Origin of the sequence: Hymenobacter saemangeumensis, from assembly GCF_039541835.1 — a bacterium.
GTDB classification, from domain to species: Bacteria; Bacteroidota; Bacteroidia; order Cytophagales; family Hymenobacteraceae; genus Hymenobacter; species Hymenobacter saemangeumensis.
In genome coordinates this window covers 12,931-32,317 of sequence record NZ_BAABGZ010000013.1, presented here as the reverse complement: position 1 = coordinate 32,317, position 19,387 = coordinate 12,931, and the positions used below count along the sequence as shown (strand labels likewise).

The 19,387-nt window shown below is 61.9% G+C and carries 14 protein-coding genes; 10 read left to right on the top strand and 4 right to left on the bottom strand.

Features of this window, described 5'->3' with window-relative positions; all coding sequences use genetic code 11:
* Nucleotides 1–316 precede the first annotated feature (316 nt).
* Entirely contained in the window at nucleotides 317–1,759 is a 1,443-nt protein-coding gene (locus tag ABD919_RS04650) for an aldehyde dehydrogenase (protein WP_345234251.1), read from the top strand.
* A 169-nt stretch (nucleotides 1,760–1,928) separates the two neighbouring features.
* Here ABD919_RS04650 and ABD919_RS04645 read toward each other — a convergent pair whose 3' ends face one another.
* On the bottom strand, nucleotides 1,929–2,513 hold the full coding sequence (locus ABD919_RS04645; RefSeq protein WP_345234249.1) for a Uma2 family endonuclease: 585 nt from the start codon (nucleotides 2,511–2,513) through the stop codon (nucleotides 1,929–1,931).
* 107 nt (nucleotides 2,514–2,620) lie between these two features.
* Here ABD919_RS04645 and ABD919_RS04640 point away from each other — a divergent pair, with 107 nt between their 5' ends.
* The 6 genes from ABD919_RS04640 (at nucleotide 2,621) to rfbA (ending at nucleotide 8,976) form a co-directional block, all read left to right on the top strand.
* The gene (locus tag ABD919_RS04640) at nucleotides 2,621–3,253 is read left to right on the top strand and encodes an acyltransferase (protein WP_345234247.1); all 633 of its coding nucleotides are present in this window, start codon (nucleotides 2,621–2,623) and stop codon (nucleotides 3,251–3,253) included.
* Nucleotides 3,254–3,285: 32 nt separating this feature from the next.
* The gene (locus tag ABD919_RS04635) at nucleotides 3,286–4,581 is read left to right on the top strand and encodes a nucleotide sugar dehydrogenase (protein ID WP_345234245.1); all 1,296 of its coding nucleotides are present in this window, start codon (nucleotides 3,286–3,288) and stop codon (nucleotides 4,579–4,581) included.
* Between the two features lie 92 nt (nucleotides 4,582–4,673).
* Complete coding sequence (gene galE, locus ABD919_RS04630; protein ID WP_345234243.1) at nucleotides 4,674–5,702, top strand: UDP-glucose 4-epimerase GalE; 1,029 nt, start codon at nucleotides 4,674–4,676, stop codon at nucleotides 5,700–5,702.
* Nucleotides 5,703–5,782: 80 nt separating this feature from the next.
* Nucleotides 5,783–6,838 (top strand): dTDP-glucose 4,6-dehydratase, encoded by a 1,056-nt coding sequence (rfbB, locus tag ABD919_RS04625; RefSeq protein WP_345234241.1) that lies wholly within the window; start codon nucleotides 5,783–5,785, stop codon nucleotides 6,836–6,838.
* A 94-nt stretch (nucleotides 6,839–6,932) separates the two neighbouring features.
* Nucleotides 6,933–7,940 carry an SDR family oxidoreductase gene (locus ABD919_RS04620; protein WP_345234239.1) on the top strand — a complete coding sequence of 336 codons (1,008 nt, stop codon included), beginning with the start codon at nucleotides 6,933–6,935 and terminating at the stop codon, nucleotides 7,938–7,940.
* Between the two features lie 157 nt (nucleotides 7,941–8,097).
* Nucleotides 8,098–8,976 (top strand): glucose-1-phosphate thymidylyltransferase RfbA, encoded by an 879-nt coding sequence (gene rfbA, locus ABD919_RS04615; RefSeq protein WP_345234237.1) that lies wholly within the window; start codon nucleotides 8,098–8,100, stop codon nucleotides 8,974–8,976.
* Between the two features lie 197 nt (nucleotides 8,977–9,173).
* Here rfbA and ABD919_RS04610 read toward each other — a convergent pair whose 3' ends face one another.
* The 3 genes from ABD919_RS04610 to ABD919_RS04600 all read right to left on the bottom strand — a co-directional run bounded on the left by ABD919_RS04610 (nucleotide 9,174) and on the right by ABD919_RS04600 (nucleotide 14,141).
* Nucleotides 9,174–10,652, bottom strand: coding sequence for a T9SS type A sorting domain-containing protein (locus ABD919_RS04610; RefSeq protein WP_345234235.1), 1,479 nt, complete (start codon nucleotides 10,650–10,652; stop codon nucleotides 9,174–9,176).
* Between the two features lie 200 nt (nucleotides 10,653–10,852).
* A complete protein-coding gene (locus ABD919_RS04605) occupies nucleotides 10,853–12,505 on the bottom strand; it encodes an NAD(P)/FAD-dependent oxidoreductase (RefSeq protein WP_345234233.1) in 1,653 nt (550 codons plus the stop codon).
* A 229-nt stretch (nucleotides 12,506–12,734) separates the two neighbouring features.
* Entirely contained in the window at nucleotides 12,735–14,141 is a 1,407-nt protein-coding gene (locus ABD919_RS04600; RefSeq protein ID WP_345234231.1) for a sensor histidine kinase, read from the bottom strand.
* 180 nt (nucleotides 14,142–14,321) lie between these two features.
* Here ABD919_RS04600 and ABD919_RS04595 point away from each other — a divergent pair, with 180 nt between their 5' ends.
* From ABD919_RS04595 to radA, 3 genes are all read left to right on the top strand, one after another.
* Nucleotides 14,322–16,817: a T9SS type A sorting domain-containing protein gene (locus ABD919_RS04595; RefSeq protein ID WP_345235191.1), complete on the top strand. Its 2,496-nt coding sequence runs from the start codon at nucleotides 14,322–14,324 to the stop codon at nucleotides 16,815–16,817.
* A gap of 238 nt (nucleotides 16,818–17,055) precedes the next feature.
* Nucleotides 17,056–17,745, top strand: coding sequence for a hypothetical protein (locus ABD919_RS04590; RefSeq protein WP_345234230.1), 690 nt, complete (start codon nucleotides 17,056–17,058; stop codon nucleotides 17,743–17,745).
* A 93-nt stretch (nucleotides 17,746–17,838) separates the two neighbouring features.
* Nucleotides 17,839–19,236: a DNA repair protein RadA gene (gene radA / locus ABD919_RS04585; RefSeq protein ID WP_345234228.1), complete on the top strand. Its 1,398-nt coding sequence runs from the start codon at nucleotides 17,839–17,841 to the stop codon at nucleotides 19,234–19,236.
* Nucleotides 19,237–19,387 lie beyond the last annotated feature (151 nt).

The following is a 19,387-nucleotide window of genomic DNA, read 5'->3' as shown; positions in this document are numbered from 1 at the left end:
GGTTGATGTTTGCTGGTTGATTCGGGTCCTGAAGCGCTGGTTTGGCTGGTAGCAGCGAACAGGTTGCGCTTACTGGGAACTAATGCAGGACAAGTTCTTCAAACGCATATCATATAAAATGCCGGGCCGCGCACAGACGACGCCGGCTAGCAAAGTTACTGACAGACGTTGAACAGTAGCCCTTTTATTCCGCAGGTGCTGGCCAGGAGCGTAAGCAGCGGCCGGATGCCTGTCCGGCATTGCCGCAAAGGCCCGCCGGCCTCATTTAGCAGCGGGCACTACTTTTGGCTTTGCCCTTTAACGTGCGCACCCTCTCATGCTTGGCATTCGAAACTACCTCAACGGACGCCTGGTAGCACCGTTGGCTGGTCGCTACCTCGACAACATCGACCCCGCAACCGGGCAGGTGTATGGCCAGATTCCCGATTCTGATGCCAGCGACGTGGCCGCCGCATTAGCCGCTGCCGAAGCCGCGCTGCCCGCCTGGCGGGCCCTGCCGGCCGAAGAGCGGGGGCGCTATCTGGTAAAAATTGCCGACCTCATCAACCGCGACCTGGAGCGGCTGGCCCACGCCGAAAGCCAGGACAATGGCAAGCCCCTGAGCCTGGCCCGGGTGATGGACATTCCGCGGGCGGCCAGCAACTTCGCCTTCTTCGGCACCGGCGTGCCCCACTTCGCCAGCGAAGCCCACCTGCAGGAGGGCCTGGCGCTGAACTACACCGTGCGCCACCCCGTGGGCGTAGTGGGCTGCATCTCGCCCTGGAACCTGCCGCTCTACCTCTTCACCTGGAAGATTGCGCCGGCCCTGGCCGTGGGCTGCTGCGTGGTGGCCAAGCCCTCGGAAATTACGCCGGCCACGGCCTACTACCTCAGCGAGCTGTGCATTGAAGCCGGCTTGCCGGCGGGCGTGCTCAACATCATTCACGGCACGGGGCCTGGGGCGGGGCAGGCCATCGTGGAGCACCCGGGCATCAAGGCCATCAGCTTTACGGGGGGTACGGCCACGGGGCAGCACCTGGCCCGCACCGCCGCGCCCATGTTCAAGAAGCTGAGCCTGGAGCTGGGTGGCAAAAACCCCAACCTGGTTTTTGCCGACTGCGACCTGGCCGCGGCCGTCAAAACCAGCATCCGCAGCTCGTTTGCCAACCAGGGCCAGATTTGCCTGTGCGGCTCGCGCATCTTCGTGCAGCGCCCCATCTACGAGGAGTTCAAAGCCGAATTCCTGCGCCAGCTGGCCGAGCAAAAGGTGGGCGACCCGCTGGCGGAGGGCACCACCCAGGGCGCCCTGGTCAGCGAAGCCCACCTGAACAAGGTGCTGTCCTACATCCGGCTGGCTGAGGAAGAAGGCGGCACCCTGCTGGCCGGCGGGGAGCGCGTGCAGCTCGAAGGCCGCTGCGCCCAGGGCTACTTCCTGCAGCCCACCGTGTTCGAAGGGCTCGGGCCTGAATGCCGCGTCAACCAGGAGGAGATTTTCGGGCCGGTAGTGACGCTCACGCCCTTCGACACTGAGGAGGATGCCCTGGCCTGGGCCAACTCCACGGTGTACGGCCTCTCGGCCACCATCTGGACCCGCGACCTGGACCGCGCCCATCGCGTGGCCCACCAGCTGCACGCCGGCGTGGTGTGGGTGAACACCTGGCTGCACCGCGACCTGCGCACCCCCTTCGGCGGCATGAAAAGCTCCGGCGTGGGCCGCGAAGGCGGCCTGGAAGCCCTGCGCTTTTTCACCGAGGCCCAGAACGTGTGCGTGAAGCTTTGACCGCAGATTGACGCAGATTTAACGGATAAGAACGGATTCATTTCCGCTTGTTCTACCAAAGCAAAAGGCCACTGCTAAATGAGCAGTGGCCTTTTGCTTTGGCTATGATTGAATAGATAAAGGACTTTTGAATCCGTTCTTATCCGTTAAATCCGCGTCAATCTGCGGTTCAGACAGCCCCGGCGTACACTTCTGCCAGCGCTACCTGGCAGCCAATGCTGTCCAGCTCAATAGTGGCAGCCGGGTCGCGGGTTTCGGTCAGTACCCAGCGGCCCAGCTCATCTAAGGAGTACAGCTCGGCGTGCGTTAGCTGTGAGTCTAGCACCAGATACTGACGCAGGCTGGGAATCTGGCGGTAAAGCATAAACTTGTCGCTACGGTCGTACTGGCTGGTGCTGGGCGAGAGCACCTCTACCAGCAGCGTAGGATTAAGCAGCGTATCCGGCTTTTTGTCTTCATTGAACTCCGGCTGCCCGCATACCACGGTTAAGTCGGGGTACACAAAGGCGCTGGCATTGAGTACCTGCAGGCGCTGGTCGCTGCCGACTACGAAGCAGCTCTTGCCGCGTAGCTGGCTTCCTAGTTCCACCGTCAGGTTAGCGCAGATGCGGTTGTGGGCGTAGCCAGCCCCGGCCATCGCCCATACTTTGCCCGCCAGGTATTCATGCTTCTGCTCGGCCTCGCGCTCCAAGCGCAGGTAGTCATCGGGCGAAACGTAGTCGGAGGCTTCTAATTGGAAAGCAGGCAGGCCCATAACACAAGCGTTGGGTTGGTTTCTTCAAAAATACAACTGGTATCCCCACATTGTCCCATAACCGGGCGGGGGCCTTACCTTTGCGGGCTGAATCACTGCTGCCTTCCGTGCCCCATCACCAGTCCGACTATTTCGCTCATGCCACCGCTGTACTCGACGAAGGCTGCCAGGTGGGCCGCGGCAGCCGCATCTGGCACTTCACTCACATCTCGGCCGGCGCCGACATCGGCGAAGGCTGCAACCTGGGGCAGAACGTTTTTGTGGCCGATGGCGTAACGCTGGGTCGCAACGTAAAAGTGCAGAACAACGTGAGCCTCTACGGCGGAGTCGTTTGCGAAGACGACGTGTTCCTGGGTCCTTCCGTGGTGTTTACCAACGTGAAAAATCCGCGCAGCGCCGTGCCCCGCAAGGGGGTGGGCCACTACCAAACCACCTACCTCGAGCAGGGCGTGACGGTAGGAGCCAATGCCACGGTGGTATGCGGGGTTCGCCTGGGGCGCTACGCCTTTGTTGGGGCCGGCAGCGTGGTGACGCACGACGTTCCGGCCTATGCCCTCGTATACGGCGCCCCGGCCCGGCAGCAGGGCTGGATAAGTGCCTACGGCCACCGCCTGGCGTTCGACGAAAGCCGGCTGGCTACCTGCCCCGAAAGCGGCGAACGGTACGAGCTGAGCGAAGACGGCCTGACGGTGTCAGCCGTCGTCTCGCCAGCGGAAACCGGACGCCGACAGCGGGCTTAACATTTTATATCCTAGACACAAGCAAGCTGAGCATGTACGAACAACTATTGCGTAAAGAGGCCACCCTGGCCGTGATTGGCCTCGGCTACGTAGGGCTGCCCATTGCCCTGGAATTTGCGAAGAAGCTCCGCGTTATTGGCTTCGACATCAATGCCGGCCGGGTGGAGATGATGAAAAACGGCATCGACCCCAGCGGCGAGCTGGAAAAGGAGGCCTTCGAAGGCACCGACATCACCTTTACCGACTCGCTGGACGTGCTGCGGCAGGCCCAGTTTTACATCGTGGCCGTGCCTACGCCCATCGACGAGCACGCCCAGCCCGACCTTAAGCCCCTGCTGGGCGCTTCCAGCTCGGTAGGCAAGGTGCTGAAGAAGGGCGACTACGTGGTATTTGAAAGCACCGTGTACCCCGGCTGCACCGAGGAAGACTGCATTCCGGTGATGGAAAAGCTCTCGGGCCTCAAGTTTCCCCAGGACTTTAAAGTGGGCTACTCGCCCGAGCGCATCAACCCCGGCGACAAAGAGCACACCCTCACGAGCATCGTGAAGGTAGTGGCCGGCTGCGACGAGGAGTCGCTCGACATCATTGCCAAAGTTTACGAGCTGGTGGTAGATGCCGGCGTGCACCGCGCCAGCAGCATTCGCGTGGCCGAGGCTGCCAAAATCATCGAAAACACCCAGCGCGACGTCAACATCGCCCTAATGAACGAGCTGTCGATGATTTTCGACCGCATGAACATCAACACCTACGAGGTGCTGGAAGCTGCCGGCACCAAGTGGAACTTCCTGAAGTTCTCGCCCGGCCTGGTGGGTGGGCACTGCATTGGTGTTGACCCTTACTACCTGACTTACAAAGCCAAGGAGCTGGGCTACGATGCCAAGGTTATTTTAAGCGGACGCACCACCAACGACAATATGGGCGCCTACATCGCCCGTAAAACGGTGCAGATGATGATTAAGAAGGGCAAGGACGTGGCCCGCAGCCGCGTGCTGGTGATGGGCGCCACCTTCAAGGAAAACGTGGAGGACATCCGCAACTCCAAGGTGGCCGACGTGATTCAGGAGCTGCGCAACTTTTCGGTGAACGTCGACATCGTCGACCCCCACGCCGACTCCAGCGAGCTGCACCACGAGTACGGCTTCCGCCTTACCCCCAAAGAAGAAGTACGCAGCGACTACGACGCCGTGATTGTGGCCGTGAGCCACAAGCCCTACGCCGAAAAGGACGAAGCCTACTTCAAGTCCATTACCTCCGACAATGCCGTGCTGGTCGACATCAAGGGCCTGTTCCGCGGCAAGATTAAGGACCTGCAATACTGGAGCCTGTAATCAATGGGTGAATGGGTGAATGAGCGAATGAGTGAAGTTTCGAGCTCCTCATTCACCCATTCACTCATTCACCCATTCACTCATTGAAAATTATGCGAAGCAAAATTTTGGTTACTGGCGGCGCCGGCTATATCGGCTCGCACGCCGTAGTGGAGCTGTACCAGGCCGGCTACCAGCCGGTTATTGTCGACAACTTCAGCAACTCGGAAGAGACGGTACTGGCGGGCCTGCAAGCCATTCTGGGCGTGGCCGTGCCCTGCCACCGCATCGACTGCGCCGACGTGGAAGCGCTGCGCGGCGTGTTTCGGGCCGAGGCCGGCATTGAAGGCGTTATTCACTTCGCCGCGTTCAAGGCCGTGGGCGAGTCGGTAGAAAAGCCCCTGGCCTACTACCGCAACAACGTGGGCTCCCTGCTGGCCTTGCTGGCAGTGATGCCCGAGTTTGGCGTAGAGCACCTGGTGTTCTCCTCGTCGTGCACCGTGTACGGCGTGCCCGATGCCCTGCCCGTAACCGAGGCTACGCCCACGAAAAAAGCCAACTCGCCTTACGGCGCCACCAAGCAGATGTGCGAGGACATCCTCACCGATGTAGCTGCCGCGCCCGGCAACCCCAGCCCGCGCGTAATCCTGCTGCGCTACTTCAACCCCATCGGGGCGCACGAGTCGGCCCGCATCGGCGAGCTGCCCCTGGGCGTGCCCAACAACCTGGTGCCCTTCATCACGCAGACGGCCGCCGGCATCCGCGAGAAGCTGACGGTGTACGGCACCGACTACGACACGCCCGACGGCTCCTGCGTGCGCGACTACATCCACGTAGTGGACCTGGCCAAGGCCCACGTGGTGGCCGTGCGCCGGCTGCTGGACCGCACCGCCGCCGACAAGGTCGAAACCTTTAACGTGGGCACCGGCCGCGGCAACACCGTGCTGGAGGTGGTGCGCACCTTCGAGGAGGTAAGCGGGCAGAAGCTCAACGTGGTGCTGGGCCCGCGCCGCGCCGGCGACGTGCCTGCCATCTACGCCGACGCCAGCAAGGCGGCCGAGGTGCTGGGCTTCAAAACCGAAACTTCCCTGGCCGATTCGCTGGCCAGCTCCTGGAAGTGGCAATTATCATTGGGTGAATGAGGGAATGGGTGAATGGGTGAATGAAATAATTGTCCACCCATTCACCCATTCACCCATTCACCCATTCACCCATTGTACATATGAAAATCCTCATCACCGGCGGGGCCGGCTTTATTGGCTCGCACGTGGTGCGCCTCTTCGTAACGAAGTACCCCGAATACCAGATTCTCAACCTCGACGCGCTGACCTACGCCGGGAACCTGGAAAACCTGCGCGACATTGAGGCCTCGCCCAACTACCGCTTCATCAAAGGCGATATCGTGGACCAGGCCTTCGTCGACCAGCTCTTCGCCACCGAGGAGCCCGACGCCGTGATTCACCTCGCGGCCGAGTCGCACGTCGACCGCTCCATCACCGACCCCATGGCGTTTGTGAAAACCAACGTCATCGGCACGGTGAACCTGCTAAATGCGGCCCGCCACCTCTGGCAGCCCAAGGGCTACGCTGGCCACGTGTTCTACCACGTGAGCACCGACGAGGTGTATGGCTCGCTGGACTTCGGCCCGGAGATGTTTACGGAGCAGACTCCTTACGACCCCCGCTCGCCCTACTCGGCGTCCAAGGCATCGTCCGACCACTTCGTGCGGGCCTGGCACCACACCTACGGGCTGCCGGTGAAAATCTCGAACTGCTCCAACAACTACGGCCCCAACCATTTCCCCGAGAAGCTCATTCCGCTGGCCATTCACCGCCTGCGCACCGGGCAGCACGTGCCGGTGTACGGCAAAGGTGAGAACGTGCGCGACTGGCTGTTTGTGAAAGACCACGCCACGGCCATCGACGCGGTATTTCACAAGGGCAAGGAGGGCGACACCTACAACATCGGTGGCGTAAACGAGTGGCAGAACATCAAGCTCATCGAGCTGCTTTGCGACGTGGTGGACGAGAAAACCGGTAAGGAGAAAGGCACTTCCCGCCAGCTCATCAAGTTTGTGACCGACCGTGCCGGGCACGACATGCGCTACGCCATCGACTCCTCGAAAATCATGAACGAGCTGGGCTGGAAGCCCAGCGTCACCTTCGAGCAAGGCCTGTCGCTCACCGTGGACTGGTACCTCGAAAACGAGGAGTGGCTCAACCACGTAACCAGCGGCGCCTACCAGGACTATAACCAGCAGCAATACGCGGGGCGCTAATGCTTCAGTTGGCAGTTATCAGTGAGCAGTGAACAATGATGTTGAACGGCCCTGACGAACTGTTAACTGTTAATTGATAACTGTTAACTGACTTATGTACGATACTCCCTTCCACGAGCAGCCACTCAGCAACCTGACATTTCTGGTGACGGGCGGGGCCGGCTTTATTGGCTCCAACATCGTGGAGTACCTGCTGAAGCACGGCGTGGGCAAAGTCCGCACCCTGGATAACTACTCCAATGGCTTTCATAAGAACCTGGAGCTGTTCCGCGGCCACCCGGCCCTGGAAATTATGACGGGCGACATCCGCGACGCGGCCGTGTGCGAAGCCGCTTGCCAGGGTGTCGACGTGGTGCTGCACCAGGCGGCGCTGGGCTCGGTGCCCCGCTCCATCAAAGACCCGGTGCTGACCAACGATGTGAACGTGGGTGGCTTCGTGCAGATGCTGACGGCGGCCAAGAACGCCGGCATCAAGCGCTTTGTGTACGCGGCCAGCTCCAGCACCTACGGCGACCACCCCGGCCTGCCCAAGGTGGAAGACCGGATTGGCAAGCCGCTCTCGCCCTACGCCGTCACCAAGTACGCCAACGAGCTGTACGCCGACGTGTTCAGCCGTACCTACGGCATGGAAATCATCGGCCTGCGCTACTTCAACATCTTCGGCCCCCGGCAGGACCCCGGTGGGGCCTACGCGGCGGTGATTCCGCTGTTCATTGATGCTTTGCTGCGCAACGAGGCCCCCACGCTCAACGGCGACGGCGGGCAGACCCGCGACTTCACCTTCGTGGAAAACTGCGTGCAGGCCAACATCCGGGCGGCACTCACCAGCAACCCCGAGGCGGTAAACCAGGTGTACAACATCGCCGTGGGCGACCGCACCTCCCTGGTGCAGATGTACGACATCCTGCGCGAGGAAGCCGGCTCCACCCTGGAGCCAAAGTTCGGCCCCGACCGCGCCGGCGACATTCGCGACTCTCTGGCTGATATCTCCAAGGCCAGCACCCTGCTGGGCTACCAGCCCCAGGTGCGCATCCGCGAAGGCCTGAAGAAGACGCTGGAATGGTTTAAGGCTAACCAGGAGTTTATTGCGCAGAGAAATTAGGATAGAACGTCATGCTGAGCCTGTCGAAGCATCTTGGCTGCAGCAGTAATCATAATCGTTGAACCGCAGGTCAGCAGAACCAAAGATTGAATTACTTTCCCTGGCACGATGCTTCGGCTTCGCTCAGCATGACGTTCTAACATCATAACACCTCAAAATGAAAGGCATAATCCTCGCCGGCGGCTCCGGCACCCGGCTGCACCCCCTCACCCTGGCCGTATCGAAGCAGCTGATGCCGGTGTACGACAAGCCGATGATTTATTACCCGCTGTCGATTCTGCTGTCGGCGGGTATCCGCGAGGTACTCATCATTACCACGCCCCACGACCAGGCGCAGTTTAAGCGGTTGCTGGGCGACGGCAAGAGCCTGGGCTGCGACTTCCAGTACGTGGTGCAGGAAGTGCCCAACGGTCTGGCCCAGGCCTTCGTGCTGGGCGCCGACTTTATCGGCGACGATAAAGTGGCGCTGGTGCTGGGCGACAACATCTTCTACGGCGCCGGCCTGGAGGAATTGCTCAAGTCCAACAACGACCCCGAGGGCGGGGTGGTGTTTGCCTACCACGTGCACGACCCCGAGCGCTACGGCGTGGTGGAGTTTGATGCCCACAACAAGGCCCTCAGCATTGAGGAGAAGCCCAAGCAGCCCAAGAGCAACTACGCCGTGCCGGGCCTGTATTTCTACGACAACAGCGTGGTGGAAATTGCCCGCAACCTCAAGCCCAGCCCCCGCGGCGAGTACGAGATAACCGACGTCAACCAGGAGTACCTGCGCCGGGGCCAGCTGAAAGTGGGCATCCTGGGCCGCGGCACCGCCTGGCTCGACACCGGCACGTTCGAAAGCCTGATGCAGGCCGGCGAGTTCGTGCGCGTGATTGAGCAGCGCCAGGGCCTGAAGGTGGGCTCCATCGAAGAAGCTGCCTACCGCCAGGGCTTCATCAACGCCGAGCAGCTGCGCGCCCTGGCCGAGCCCCTGCGCAAAAGCGGCTACGGCGACTACCTCATGCACCTGCCTGAGCAGCTGGTGATTGGGGAATAAAGAAGCCTGGTAATGAAGTGATGAGGCGATGAAGTGAAAAGACGTGTCATGGCGAGGCGCAGCCGTAGCCATCCTTCCTCTAGCACTTAGTCGCCATTGAGATGTGACAAATGAAAAAGCCCCAATGCCAGTGCTGGCATTGGGGCTTTTTCAAAACAACAGCTAAACACCGACACTATGCTGGAATAACATCCTCATTAGCGCCGGACCTCAATACGGCGCGCAGCCGTAGAGCCATTGGCATAAGCTACGCGCAGCACGTAAAGTCCCGCCGGCAGCGAAGCAACGCTCAGGGAGCTGGCTGAGCCCGAAGGCGTAGTGCGGAGTACCATCCGGCCGGTCATGTCGAGGAGCGTGATTTCCTGCCCAGCCGGTGATGGGGCCAGCTGTACGTGCAGCTCATCCCGGGCCGGTACCGGCCAGGCGTGCAGCTCAGGGATGCGGGCTGCCGGGCGGGCGGCGAGGGGCGTGGCGGGCAGCAGGCGGGCCAGGCCGCTGTGGGGCTGACCGCCGGCTTGGGTGAACTGGCCTGCTACCAGCAGATGTCCCGAGGGCTCCATCAGCAGGTCGACTGCGTAGGCGTCATTGTAAGTAGTGCCGGTACTAGAGCTGGATGCTGGCCGGTAGAAAAAAGCCGGGTTAAAGCTTGAGTCAACTCCTCCTTGGGGGAGTGCGCGCAAGACAGGCCCCCCCGCGGCAAGGGTATTAACGTTGCCGCAGGCCAGTATACGGCCATCAGGCTGCACGGCTATTGCTACCGTTGTGAGAAAGGTGAAACCAACGGAAACACTATAAACGTCTATGGATGGTGTGTAGGCAGGGTCCCAGGCACCGGTGGGCAACAGGCGGGCTACTGCTTTGCCAAAAAACCACCCGCCCAGGGCGTAGCCGCCATCGGGGCAGGCACTTAAGCGGCTGATATGATAGAACTGATAGTTCTGGTGCGGAGGGCAGGCAAATGCAGTATCCAGCTGGCCGGAAGGAAGCAGGCGATTCACAATGGCTGGAGGCCCTAGCTGGCTGAACGAGCTGATGGCGTACACAATACGGCCAGTGGGTTCGTGCAGAATGCTGATTTGGGTGGGGTCGTCCTGAATAGGCGGCGGCGTAAAGCCCGTATCTACACGGCCGTTGGGTAGCAGGCGCACCACGCTGTGCCGGCCGAGTGAGTCGGTGGTGTTGCCCGCCAGCAGCAGTTTCCCATCGGGCTGCACCACTATCTGGTAGATGTAGTGACCCCTTGGGCGAGAGCGGAGTGCGGGGCTAAAACTGCTATCTACCCGGCCCGACGGCAGCAGGCGCATGAAACGCGCCTGGCGTGTGGTATCGCCTAGTGCCAGCAGCACCTTGCCGTCGGGCTGCGCTGCAAAGGCCATTCTGCGATAAGACATGGGCAGTCGAAACGTAAACGTGGTATCTACCCGGCCATCAGGCCGCAGGCGGGCCAGGCCATTGGTGGGGTGCCCGTCCACTGCCTCAAACTGCCCCGCAACCAGGTAGTAGCCGTTGGCCTGACGCTCAATCTTACTTAGCCGAAAGCTACCAAAGCTGGGATTCTGAGTGAAGACCGGCGGATGAAAGCTGGGGTCCAGCAGCTGGGCCTGGGCGACCGTGCCGGCCCACAGCAACCCGATTGATAACGCATGGCGAATGACTCGGAAAGTAGAGGTGGGCATAAGCGCGGCATTAGAGGTACAGCAGGCGGGCTGCAATAATCATTCCGGCTACGGGCTGGCTTTCACGGCTCTAGAAAGAAGCCCCAGCGCCTGAGCAGGCGCTGGGGCTTTTCACATTAGAAGGCTAGTCGCTGAGAACAGGACGGATTGCTTCGGCTTCGCCTCGCAAATGACACGTTTTTTTACCTCATCATTTAAAATCACTCATCCAAATACTGGTGCACGAACTTGATGGCCATGCTGCCTTCGCCAACGGCGGAGGCTACGCGAGCCATGGCGCCGGCGCGGCTGTCGCCGGCGGCGAAGATGCCGGGCACGCAGGTTTCGAGCAGGAAAGGCTCCCGACCTTTTTTCCAGGCAGTTTTGTACCGGGCGTCGGTTACTAGGTCGCGGCCGGTGAGCAGGAAGCCTTTGGTGTCGCAGAGTACCTGGCCGGCCAGCCACTCCGTGCAGGGCTTGGCGCCGATAAAGACAAACAGGGCCCGCGCCTCGCGTTTCTCCATAGTGCCATTATTATCGAGCATGACGGCTTCGAGGTGGTCCTGGCCGCACACTTCTTTTACCTGGGAAAAGGGCAGCAGCTCGATGTTGTCGGTCTGGCTGATTTGCTCGATGAGGTAGGCCGACATCGACGCGGCCAGGCTGGCCCCGCGAATCACGATGTACACCTTGCAGGCGTAGGTAGCCAGGTACATAGCTGCCTGCCCGGCCGAGTTGCCGCCGCCCACGATGTACACGTCCTGCTGGTCGCAGGAGCGGGCCTCGGTGCGGGCAGCGCCGTAGTACACGCCGGCCCCGCTCAGGCGGTCTATGCCCGGCACGTCGAGCGTGCGGTAGCTGACACCAGTAGTCAGCACCACGGCCTTGGTGCTGATTTCAGTGCCGTCTACCAGGGTCAGCACCTTGTAGCCGTCCTGCACGCAAAGCTGGGCCACCTCTTGCGGGGCCAGGAACTCGGCCCCCAGGCGCACGGCCTGGGCCCAGGCGCGGTGGGCCAGCTCGGCCCCGCTCAGGCCGGTAGGGAAGCCCAGGTAGTTTTCGATGCGGGAGCTGGTGCCGGCCTGCCCGCCGGGGGCCTGGCGCTCAATAATCAGGGTTTTGAGGCCTTCGCTGGCGCCGTACACCGCCGCGGCCAGGCCCGAGGGGCCCGCGCCGACCACCACCACGTCGTACATGGCCTGCAGCTCGGTACGGGTCAGCCCCAGGTGTTTACCCAGGGTCGCTTTGTCGGGGTTGGGCAGCACCGTGCCGTCGGCGGCGATGACCAGGGGCAGGTCGGTCGACTGATAGCCTTTCAGGGCTACCAGCTCCTGGGCTTCGGGGCTGGTTTCGTAGTCGAGCCACTGGTAGCCCACCAGGTAGCCGCTGAGGAAGTCCTTGAGCTCGTGCGACAATGGTGACCATTGAAAACCAATGAGACGCAGCCCGTTGTACTTGGGCTTGTGCTCGCGCTGCCAGGCCCCCAGCAGGTCGTGCAGGGTGGGGTAGAGCAGCTGCTCGGGCGGGTCCCAGGGCTTCATCAGGTAGTGGTCGAGGCGGGCCGAGTTGATGGCGCGCACGGCGGCTTCGGTGTCGGCGTAGGCCGTGAGCAGCACGCGCTTGGCATCGGGAAACAGCTGCCGGGCGTGGGTGAGCAGCTCCACGCCTTCGAGGCCGGGCATGCGCTGGTCGGCCAGCACCAGGGCCAGGGTTTCTTCCTTGGCTTTCAGCTCGCGCAGGGTTTCCAGGGCATCGGGGCCGGAATTCACGCGCAGCACGCGGTAGTCCTGCCGGAACTCAGCGCGCAGGTCACGGTCGATGGCGGCAAGCACCTGGGGGTCGTCGTCGACGGCGAGTAGAATAGGTTTTTTCATGAGCTCAATGAGGAGTAAAGCAGCAGACGCAAAAGTATCCCGCTTGCTTTTTGTCGGAATGATTATCCTGAATTAATGCAATATGGCCACAGCCAAAAAGCGAGCTGCACAGAGGGAGCCGAGCTCGAAGGCAGCTCGGAGGGAGCTCGGAGGAGCACCGCAGGAGCTTTGCTGCCGGCGGCAAGCGGGCTTTCTGAGGAAAGTATAAAAAGGCGACCAGTCTGAGCTCTTAAGCTAGGGCTCCCGGTAAGGGCAGCCAGGCGCAGAACTCGGTGTGGCCGGGCACCGAACTCACCTCCAGGCGCCCGTCGTGCTGGCGGATGATGCGCTGGGCAATATCCAGCCCCAGCCCCGAGCCTTCGCCGGCGGGCTTGGTGGTGTAGAAGGGCTCGAAGATGTGGGGCAGCACGTCGGTCGGGATACCCGGCCCGTTGTCGATAAGAAAAACCCGCGCAAAGCTGCCCTCGCGGCGGGTGCGCAGGGTAATCTGGCCACCTTCGGGCAGCACGGAGATGGCATTGTCGAGCAGGTTGGTCCACACCTGGTTGAGGCTGCCCACCTGGCCCTGAATTTTGGGCAGGTCGGGGGCATAGTCGCGCACTACCCGAATGTTTTTGGCCCGCAGCTGGAAGCCCAGCATGTTGAGGGTGCTGTCGAGGCCCGGGGCCAGCTCCAGCAGCTCGCGGCCGCTGTCGCGGTCCATGTGGGAGTAGGTTTTGACGTCGCTCACCAGCTTGCTGATGCGCCCACCGGCTTCCTGCACGTCCTGAATCAGGCGCAGGGAGGTGAGCTGGCCTTCCAGCCAGGCGAAGGCGGCGGGCCGGCCGGCGGCGGGCAGCGTATTGGCTAGTGGCTGCAGGCGCTCCGGGGTGAGGCCAGCTTCGAGCATACCCGCCGCGAGCTTGAAGCCCTGCTTTACGCCTTGGCTTTCCAGCCAGTCGGCCAGCTCATCTTCGTAGTCGGCACACTCCAGGGCCGAAAAAGCCTGGCTGATGGGAGCGCCCGGCACGGCCAGGGCTGTAAGCGCGGCCAGGGCCCCGGGGCTGGGGCAGTGGGCTACCAGGTCCTGCAGCAGGGCCGGCTGGGCTTGCAGGTGAGTGGCCAGGGACTGGGCCGCCCGGGCAATGGCTGCGGCGGGGTTGTTGAGCTCGTGGGCCAGGCCGGCCGAGAGCTTGCCCAGGGCCCGCAGCTTGTCGTCGCGCTCCTGCGTGCGGGTCTGGTCGCGCACCCGGTCGCTCATCATGCTCACCAGGCGCTGGGTAAGCTCGGGGCTGACCTGCTCCAGGGTAGAGAAATAGTCGCGGTGCAGCAGAAACAGCTGGGTGTCGCCCACGGCCAGCCCCAGGCCCTGAATCACGCGCAGGCGGGAGTAGGGCAGGGCGCCGCTCACCTGCCCGGCCTCGATGCGAAAGCCGGGCTCGCGCTGGCTGCCGCGCACGCTGTAGAACTGCATGGCCCCGCGCAGCAGCCCGACGAGGTAGTCGGCCGGCGCCCCTGGCTCGAAGATGGTTTCGCCGGCCGCGTAGAGGCGGCACTCACCGTGGGCCAGCAGCCAGTCCAGCGTTTCGGCCGGCAGGCCCTCGAAAGCGGTGATGGTGGCCAGGTCGGCGGGGAGGAGGGTAGTGGTGGTGAGCATGGCGGTCTAGCCCAGGCAAGGGGCTTTGTTGGAGCAGCGTAAAGTTGACGCATAAGATGTTTCCAGGATGCTTTTACCGTTCTTTGTGCCTCATTTTCCTATAAATACTTTATGAGGCATACTTCTACCTTGCGTCTGCTTTTGGCGGGTTTAGTCTTTTGGCTGGGTGGACCAGCCTTGGTGCTTGCCCAGACCCTAGACCCGTCGTTTCAGCCGACGGTGCTCAAAAACACGCTCATTCCCTTCTTATATCAGAGTGTGAATGCGCTGGCTGTGCAGCCCGATGGCAAAGTTCTGGTGGCTGGGGGCTTCGATTTTGTGAACGGAGCCCTCGCGGGCAAGCTTCAGCGCCTCAACGCCAATGGCAGCACCGATGCGGCCTTTAACCCCGGCGGCACCGGCGCCAATGGCTACATAACCGAAGTGCTGCTGCAGCCCGATGGCAAAATTTTGGTGGCCGGCTCCTTTACCACCTTCAACAGTCAGCCGAAGGCGCTGCTGGTGCGCCTGAATGCCAACGGCTCGCTTGACCCTTCGTTTGCTTTCAATCCGGCCCCTGGCGACTTCCGGTCGCTGAATGCCCTGGCCGTGCAGGCTGATGGCAAAATCCTGGTGGCTGGGGGGCTGACCTTCACCGGCCGGCTATCGGGCGGCCTGGTGCGGCTGAACGCCGACGGAACCCCCGATGCCAGCTTCAACCCTGGCTCGGGCATTACCAGCGGCACTGCCCGCGCGGTGCTGGTGCAGGCCGATGGTAAAATTCTACTGGGCGGCACCTTTACTTCGTTCAATGGGCAAGCTGCCGGCAACCTGGTGCGTCTTACCGCGGCAGGCAGCATAGATGCTTCGTTTAATATCAGCACCAGCGCCACGCCTGGGGCAGATGGCACCGTTAACGCGCTGGCGCAGCAGCCGGACGGCAAGCTGCTGATTGGCGGCAGCTTTGCCAGCTTCGACGGCCAGGTTAGCCGGAACCTGACGCGCCGCCTGCTGAATGGCGGTGCCGACGCCACTTTTCAGCCAAACACTGCCGGCCCCACTGGAGCCGGGTCCATTCTGCGAATTGCCGTTCAGGCCAATGGCGGCATCATCCTCGCCGGCGGTTTCTCAAGCTACAACAGCATCTCACGCCAACAGTTTATCCGCCTGGATGCCGCCGGCGTTCTGGATGTGAGTTTTGCACCAGTTTCTGGCCCATCAGGTGCTTGCGGTGCGCTGGCGCTGGCGCCCAGCGGGGACGTATACGTGGGCGGGGGCTTCAACACATACAACGGAGCACCGCATACCGGGCTGCTTCGCTTAAGCGCGACCGGCCTGCACGACATGGGCTTTACGCCTTTGATTGAGGCCCGGGGTATTATCCGGGAGGTAGTGCCGCTGCCCAGTGGAAAGCTGTTGGTATTTGGCGACTTTATCAATTTTAACGGCCAGCCCCTGCAGCCGGGCTTTCCCCCGTTTAGCCTCCACCGGCTTAACGCCGATGGAACTCTGGACCAGACGTTTGCTTCTACCAGTGCCGCCACCATCCAGGCCCTGCAGCCCGACGGTACCTTTTACCTGTTGGGTAATCCAGCAATACGGCTACTGCCGGACGGTGGCATTGATAATAGCTTCGCAGGGCAGACGCTAAGCCTTACTTCGGGTACTAGTCCCGCACCACAGCGTGGCATAGTGGCCTTGCCCAACAATAAGGTGCTGATGTATGGGCAATTTGACAGCTACGGCAGCCTCGGCGGGCTCAGCGGGCTGGTGCGCGTCAATGCCGACGGCAGCCCCGACAATACGTTTACGCCCCCTGCGGGCCCGGCCAGCCGTTTAGTAGGGCAGGTACTGGTGCAGCCCGGCGGCAAGCTGGTGGTGGTAAGCTCGGATTCGCAGGGGCCGGCGGGCCTGTCCATGGTGCGCCTGAATGCCGATGGTACGGCCGATAACACCTTTTCCATTGGGGCCGGCGCCGGCCCAGGCGGCTCGTATCGGGTGCTGATGCAGGCCAATGGCCGGTTGCTTATAGGAAGTCTTACCAGCGCCAGCTTCAACGGCCAAGCCGTTCCTTACGGCCTGACCCGGCTGACCGTCGACGGGGCCGTCGACCCAACGTTTACGGGCCTGGCCGACAACTATACGGTTCGAGCAGTGCAGGCCGACGGCCGCCTGTTGGTCACCCGGGTTCTTCCTATTGCCAATAATGCTGCGGCCGCACTGTTGCGGCTTAATGCTGACGGAAGTCTGGACGGCAGTTTTAGCCCCATAGCCATTCCCCAAGCAATTGGCTTCAGCGATGACAGAATAGTAGATGGAGCGGGGGTAGCGCTCCAGCCAACCGACGGCAAAATCCTGCTTTACGGCTCGTTTCGCTACGTGGCCGGGCAGGTACGCATCGGCCTGGCCCGCCTCAGCAACGTGGGCCTGGCCACCCGGACGGCCCAGGGCGGGCAGCCGCTGGCCCTGTACCCCAACCCGGCCCGGGAAGCCGTCACCGTGCAGCTGCCGGTAGCGACCCAGGCCCGCCCCGCCGCCCTGCTCAACCTCAACGGCCGCACGGTGCGCCGCTGGAGCGTGGCCGCCGGGCAGCCGGAAGCTACCTTTTCCCTGGAGAATGTAGCTGGAGGCATCTACCTCCTGCAGGTGCAGGGCCAAGGGGCGGTGTACCAGCAGAAGGTGGTGGTAGCACCCTAGCGGGGTGCTTATCCGCGGCCGCCACCGGCCGACAGAACAAGGCAGGGGCCCCGTCGGATTTTCCGGCGGGGCCCCTGCCTTGCCGACGGAGCTGGTGGGAGTCGGGGTAGGTGCGGGGCAGCGCTTAGGTCTGGCCTGGCCCCGCCCGAAAAGGCGATGTTGGCAGGGCCAATGTTACCTTGCAGGCTAATGTAATGAACCTGTTCGGGCCCCTGCCCAATACTTGATTTAACTTATTATGTGCCTGCTTTCACTCCGGCATTGCTGGCTGGGAATTACTATTCTGCTACTGGGCACTGCCCTTGCGGCCCAGGCGCAGGTTGAGCGCACAGTAAGCCCGGCCGGCGATACTCCTGCTTCCACAGTGCCTGCCCGGCCCCGCTTCTACACGGCCACCTTCAACTTCAGCAACGGCGAGAAACGGGTGGGCTACATGGAGAATTACACCAGCGGCATGGCCGGGCGTGTGCTATGCTACGAAACGCTGCCCGAGGGCAAGAAGTGGCCCCGAATCAAGGCCGTGGATGTTACCCGGCTGAAAAGCCTGGAAATAGACGGGCGCAACCTGGAGGCGCTTTACTACAAAGGCCGGCCGCTGGCGGTGCTGGCCCAGCCCATTACCAGCGGCGGCAACATGGAGCTTTTCAACTATGTGATGAACCGCCAGGCTTCAATCCCCATTGGCGCGATGAACACCCCGCCGGTTTGGACCGGGGAGGGCCGCGAGCACTGGTATGTGCGCCTCAAGGGCGGGGAGCTGCACAAAGTACCAAAAGGCGATAAAGCTTTTGCGGAATTGATGTCGGTCATGTTTGCCGACTCCCCCGAGCTGGCGGCCAGAATCAAGGCCCAGGACAAAGAAGCCAACTTCGAGTTTCTGCCCCGGCTTGCGCGGGAATACAATGCGTATTTCGAAAGCCGGAAATAAGCTAAATAGTGTCTAGAACAGCTTTCCAAAGCAACTTTTTTGGGTAGAAAGGCCTTATAAATTATTGCCTGAATAACTAATAGAACAGCCTTTATGGCCAAAGCCAGAACCGTATTTTTCTGCCAGAGCTGCGGCGCGCAGTCGGCCAAGTGGATAGGCCGCTGCCCGGCCTGCGGCGAGTGGAACACCTATGTGGAGGAAGTAGTGCAGAAGGAAACGGCCGCTACCACTACGGGCCAGTGGAAGCCGGCCAGCACCGTACCCGGCGGCGGCAGCACCCGCGTAGCCAAGCCCCGCCCCCTGGGCGAAATCGTGGCCGAAGACGAGCCGCGCATTATCACCACCGACGGCGAGCTGAACCGCGTGCTGGGCGGCGGCCTGGTGCCGGGCTCCATCGTCCTCATCGGCGGCGAGCCGGGCATTGGCAAAAGCACGCTCATGCTGCAGATTGCCCTGAGCCTGCGCAACCTGAAAGTGCTGTATGTGAGCGGCGAGGAAAGCGAAGCCCAGATTAAGATGCGCGCCGAGCGCCTGGCCGACCGTCAGCACCCCAACTGCTTTATTCTGACGGAAACCAATACCCAAAACATCTTCCGGCAGGTCGACCAGGTGCAGCCCAACATCCTGGTTATCGACTCCATCCAAACCATGCACTCCACCATCGTGGAGTCGGGCGCGGGCTCGGTGAGCCAGGTGCGCGAGTGCACGGCCGAGTTCCTCAAGTTTGCCAAGGAAACCAGCACGCCGGTGCTGCTCATCGGTCACATCACCAAGGATGGCTCCATTGCCGGCCCCAAAACCCTGGAGCACATGGTCGATACCGTGCTGCAGTTTGAGGGCGACCGCCACATGAGCTACCGCATTCTGCGCACCACCAAAAACCGCTTTGGCAGCACCTCCGAGCTGGGCATCTACGAGATGCAGGGCTCCGGGCTGCGGCAGGTAAGCAACCCCTCGGAGATTCTGCTCTCGCAGCGCACCGAAAGCCTGAGCGGCATGGCCATCGGGGCCACGCTGGAAGGCAACCGGCCCCTGCTGGTGGAAGTGCAGGCTCTGGTAACGCCGGCCACCTATGGCACGCCGCAGCGCAGCAGCACCGGCTTCGACGCCAAGCGCCTGCAGATGCTGCTGGCGGTGCTGGAAAAGCGGGCCGGCCTGCGCCTGGGCCAGCACGACGTGTTTCTGAACATTGCCGGCGGCCTGCGCCTCGACGACCCCGCCCTCGACATGGCCGTGTGTGCCGCCGTGGTGAGCAGCCTCAACGACCTGCCCATTCCCGGCGACGTGTGCCTGGCCGCCGAGGTGGGCCTGAGCGGCGAAATCCGGGCCGTAGCCCGCCTCGACCAGCGTCTGGCCGAGGCTGAGAAGCTGGGTTTCCGCGAGATGTACGTGTCGCACTTCAACGGCAAAGGGCTGGATATGGCCCGCTTCGGCCTGAAGGTGCACCCCGTCAGCCGCCTGGACGAAGTGCTGAATGGCCTGTTCGGCTAAGCAAGAATTTCGCTGACTATCAACCCACCAGCCCGGGCTAAAACTTGCTCCAGGCTGGTGGGTAGAAGTAAGTGGGAAAAAAGAAGGGAAGACGATTGGATTTTATAAACCAAAATGCCGTATCTTCGGAGTGCTAATAGGGTTTTCCCGT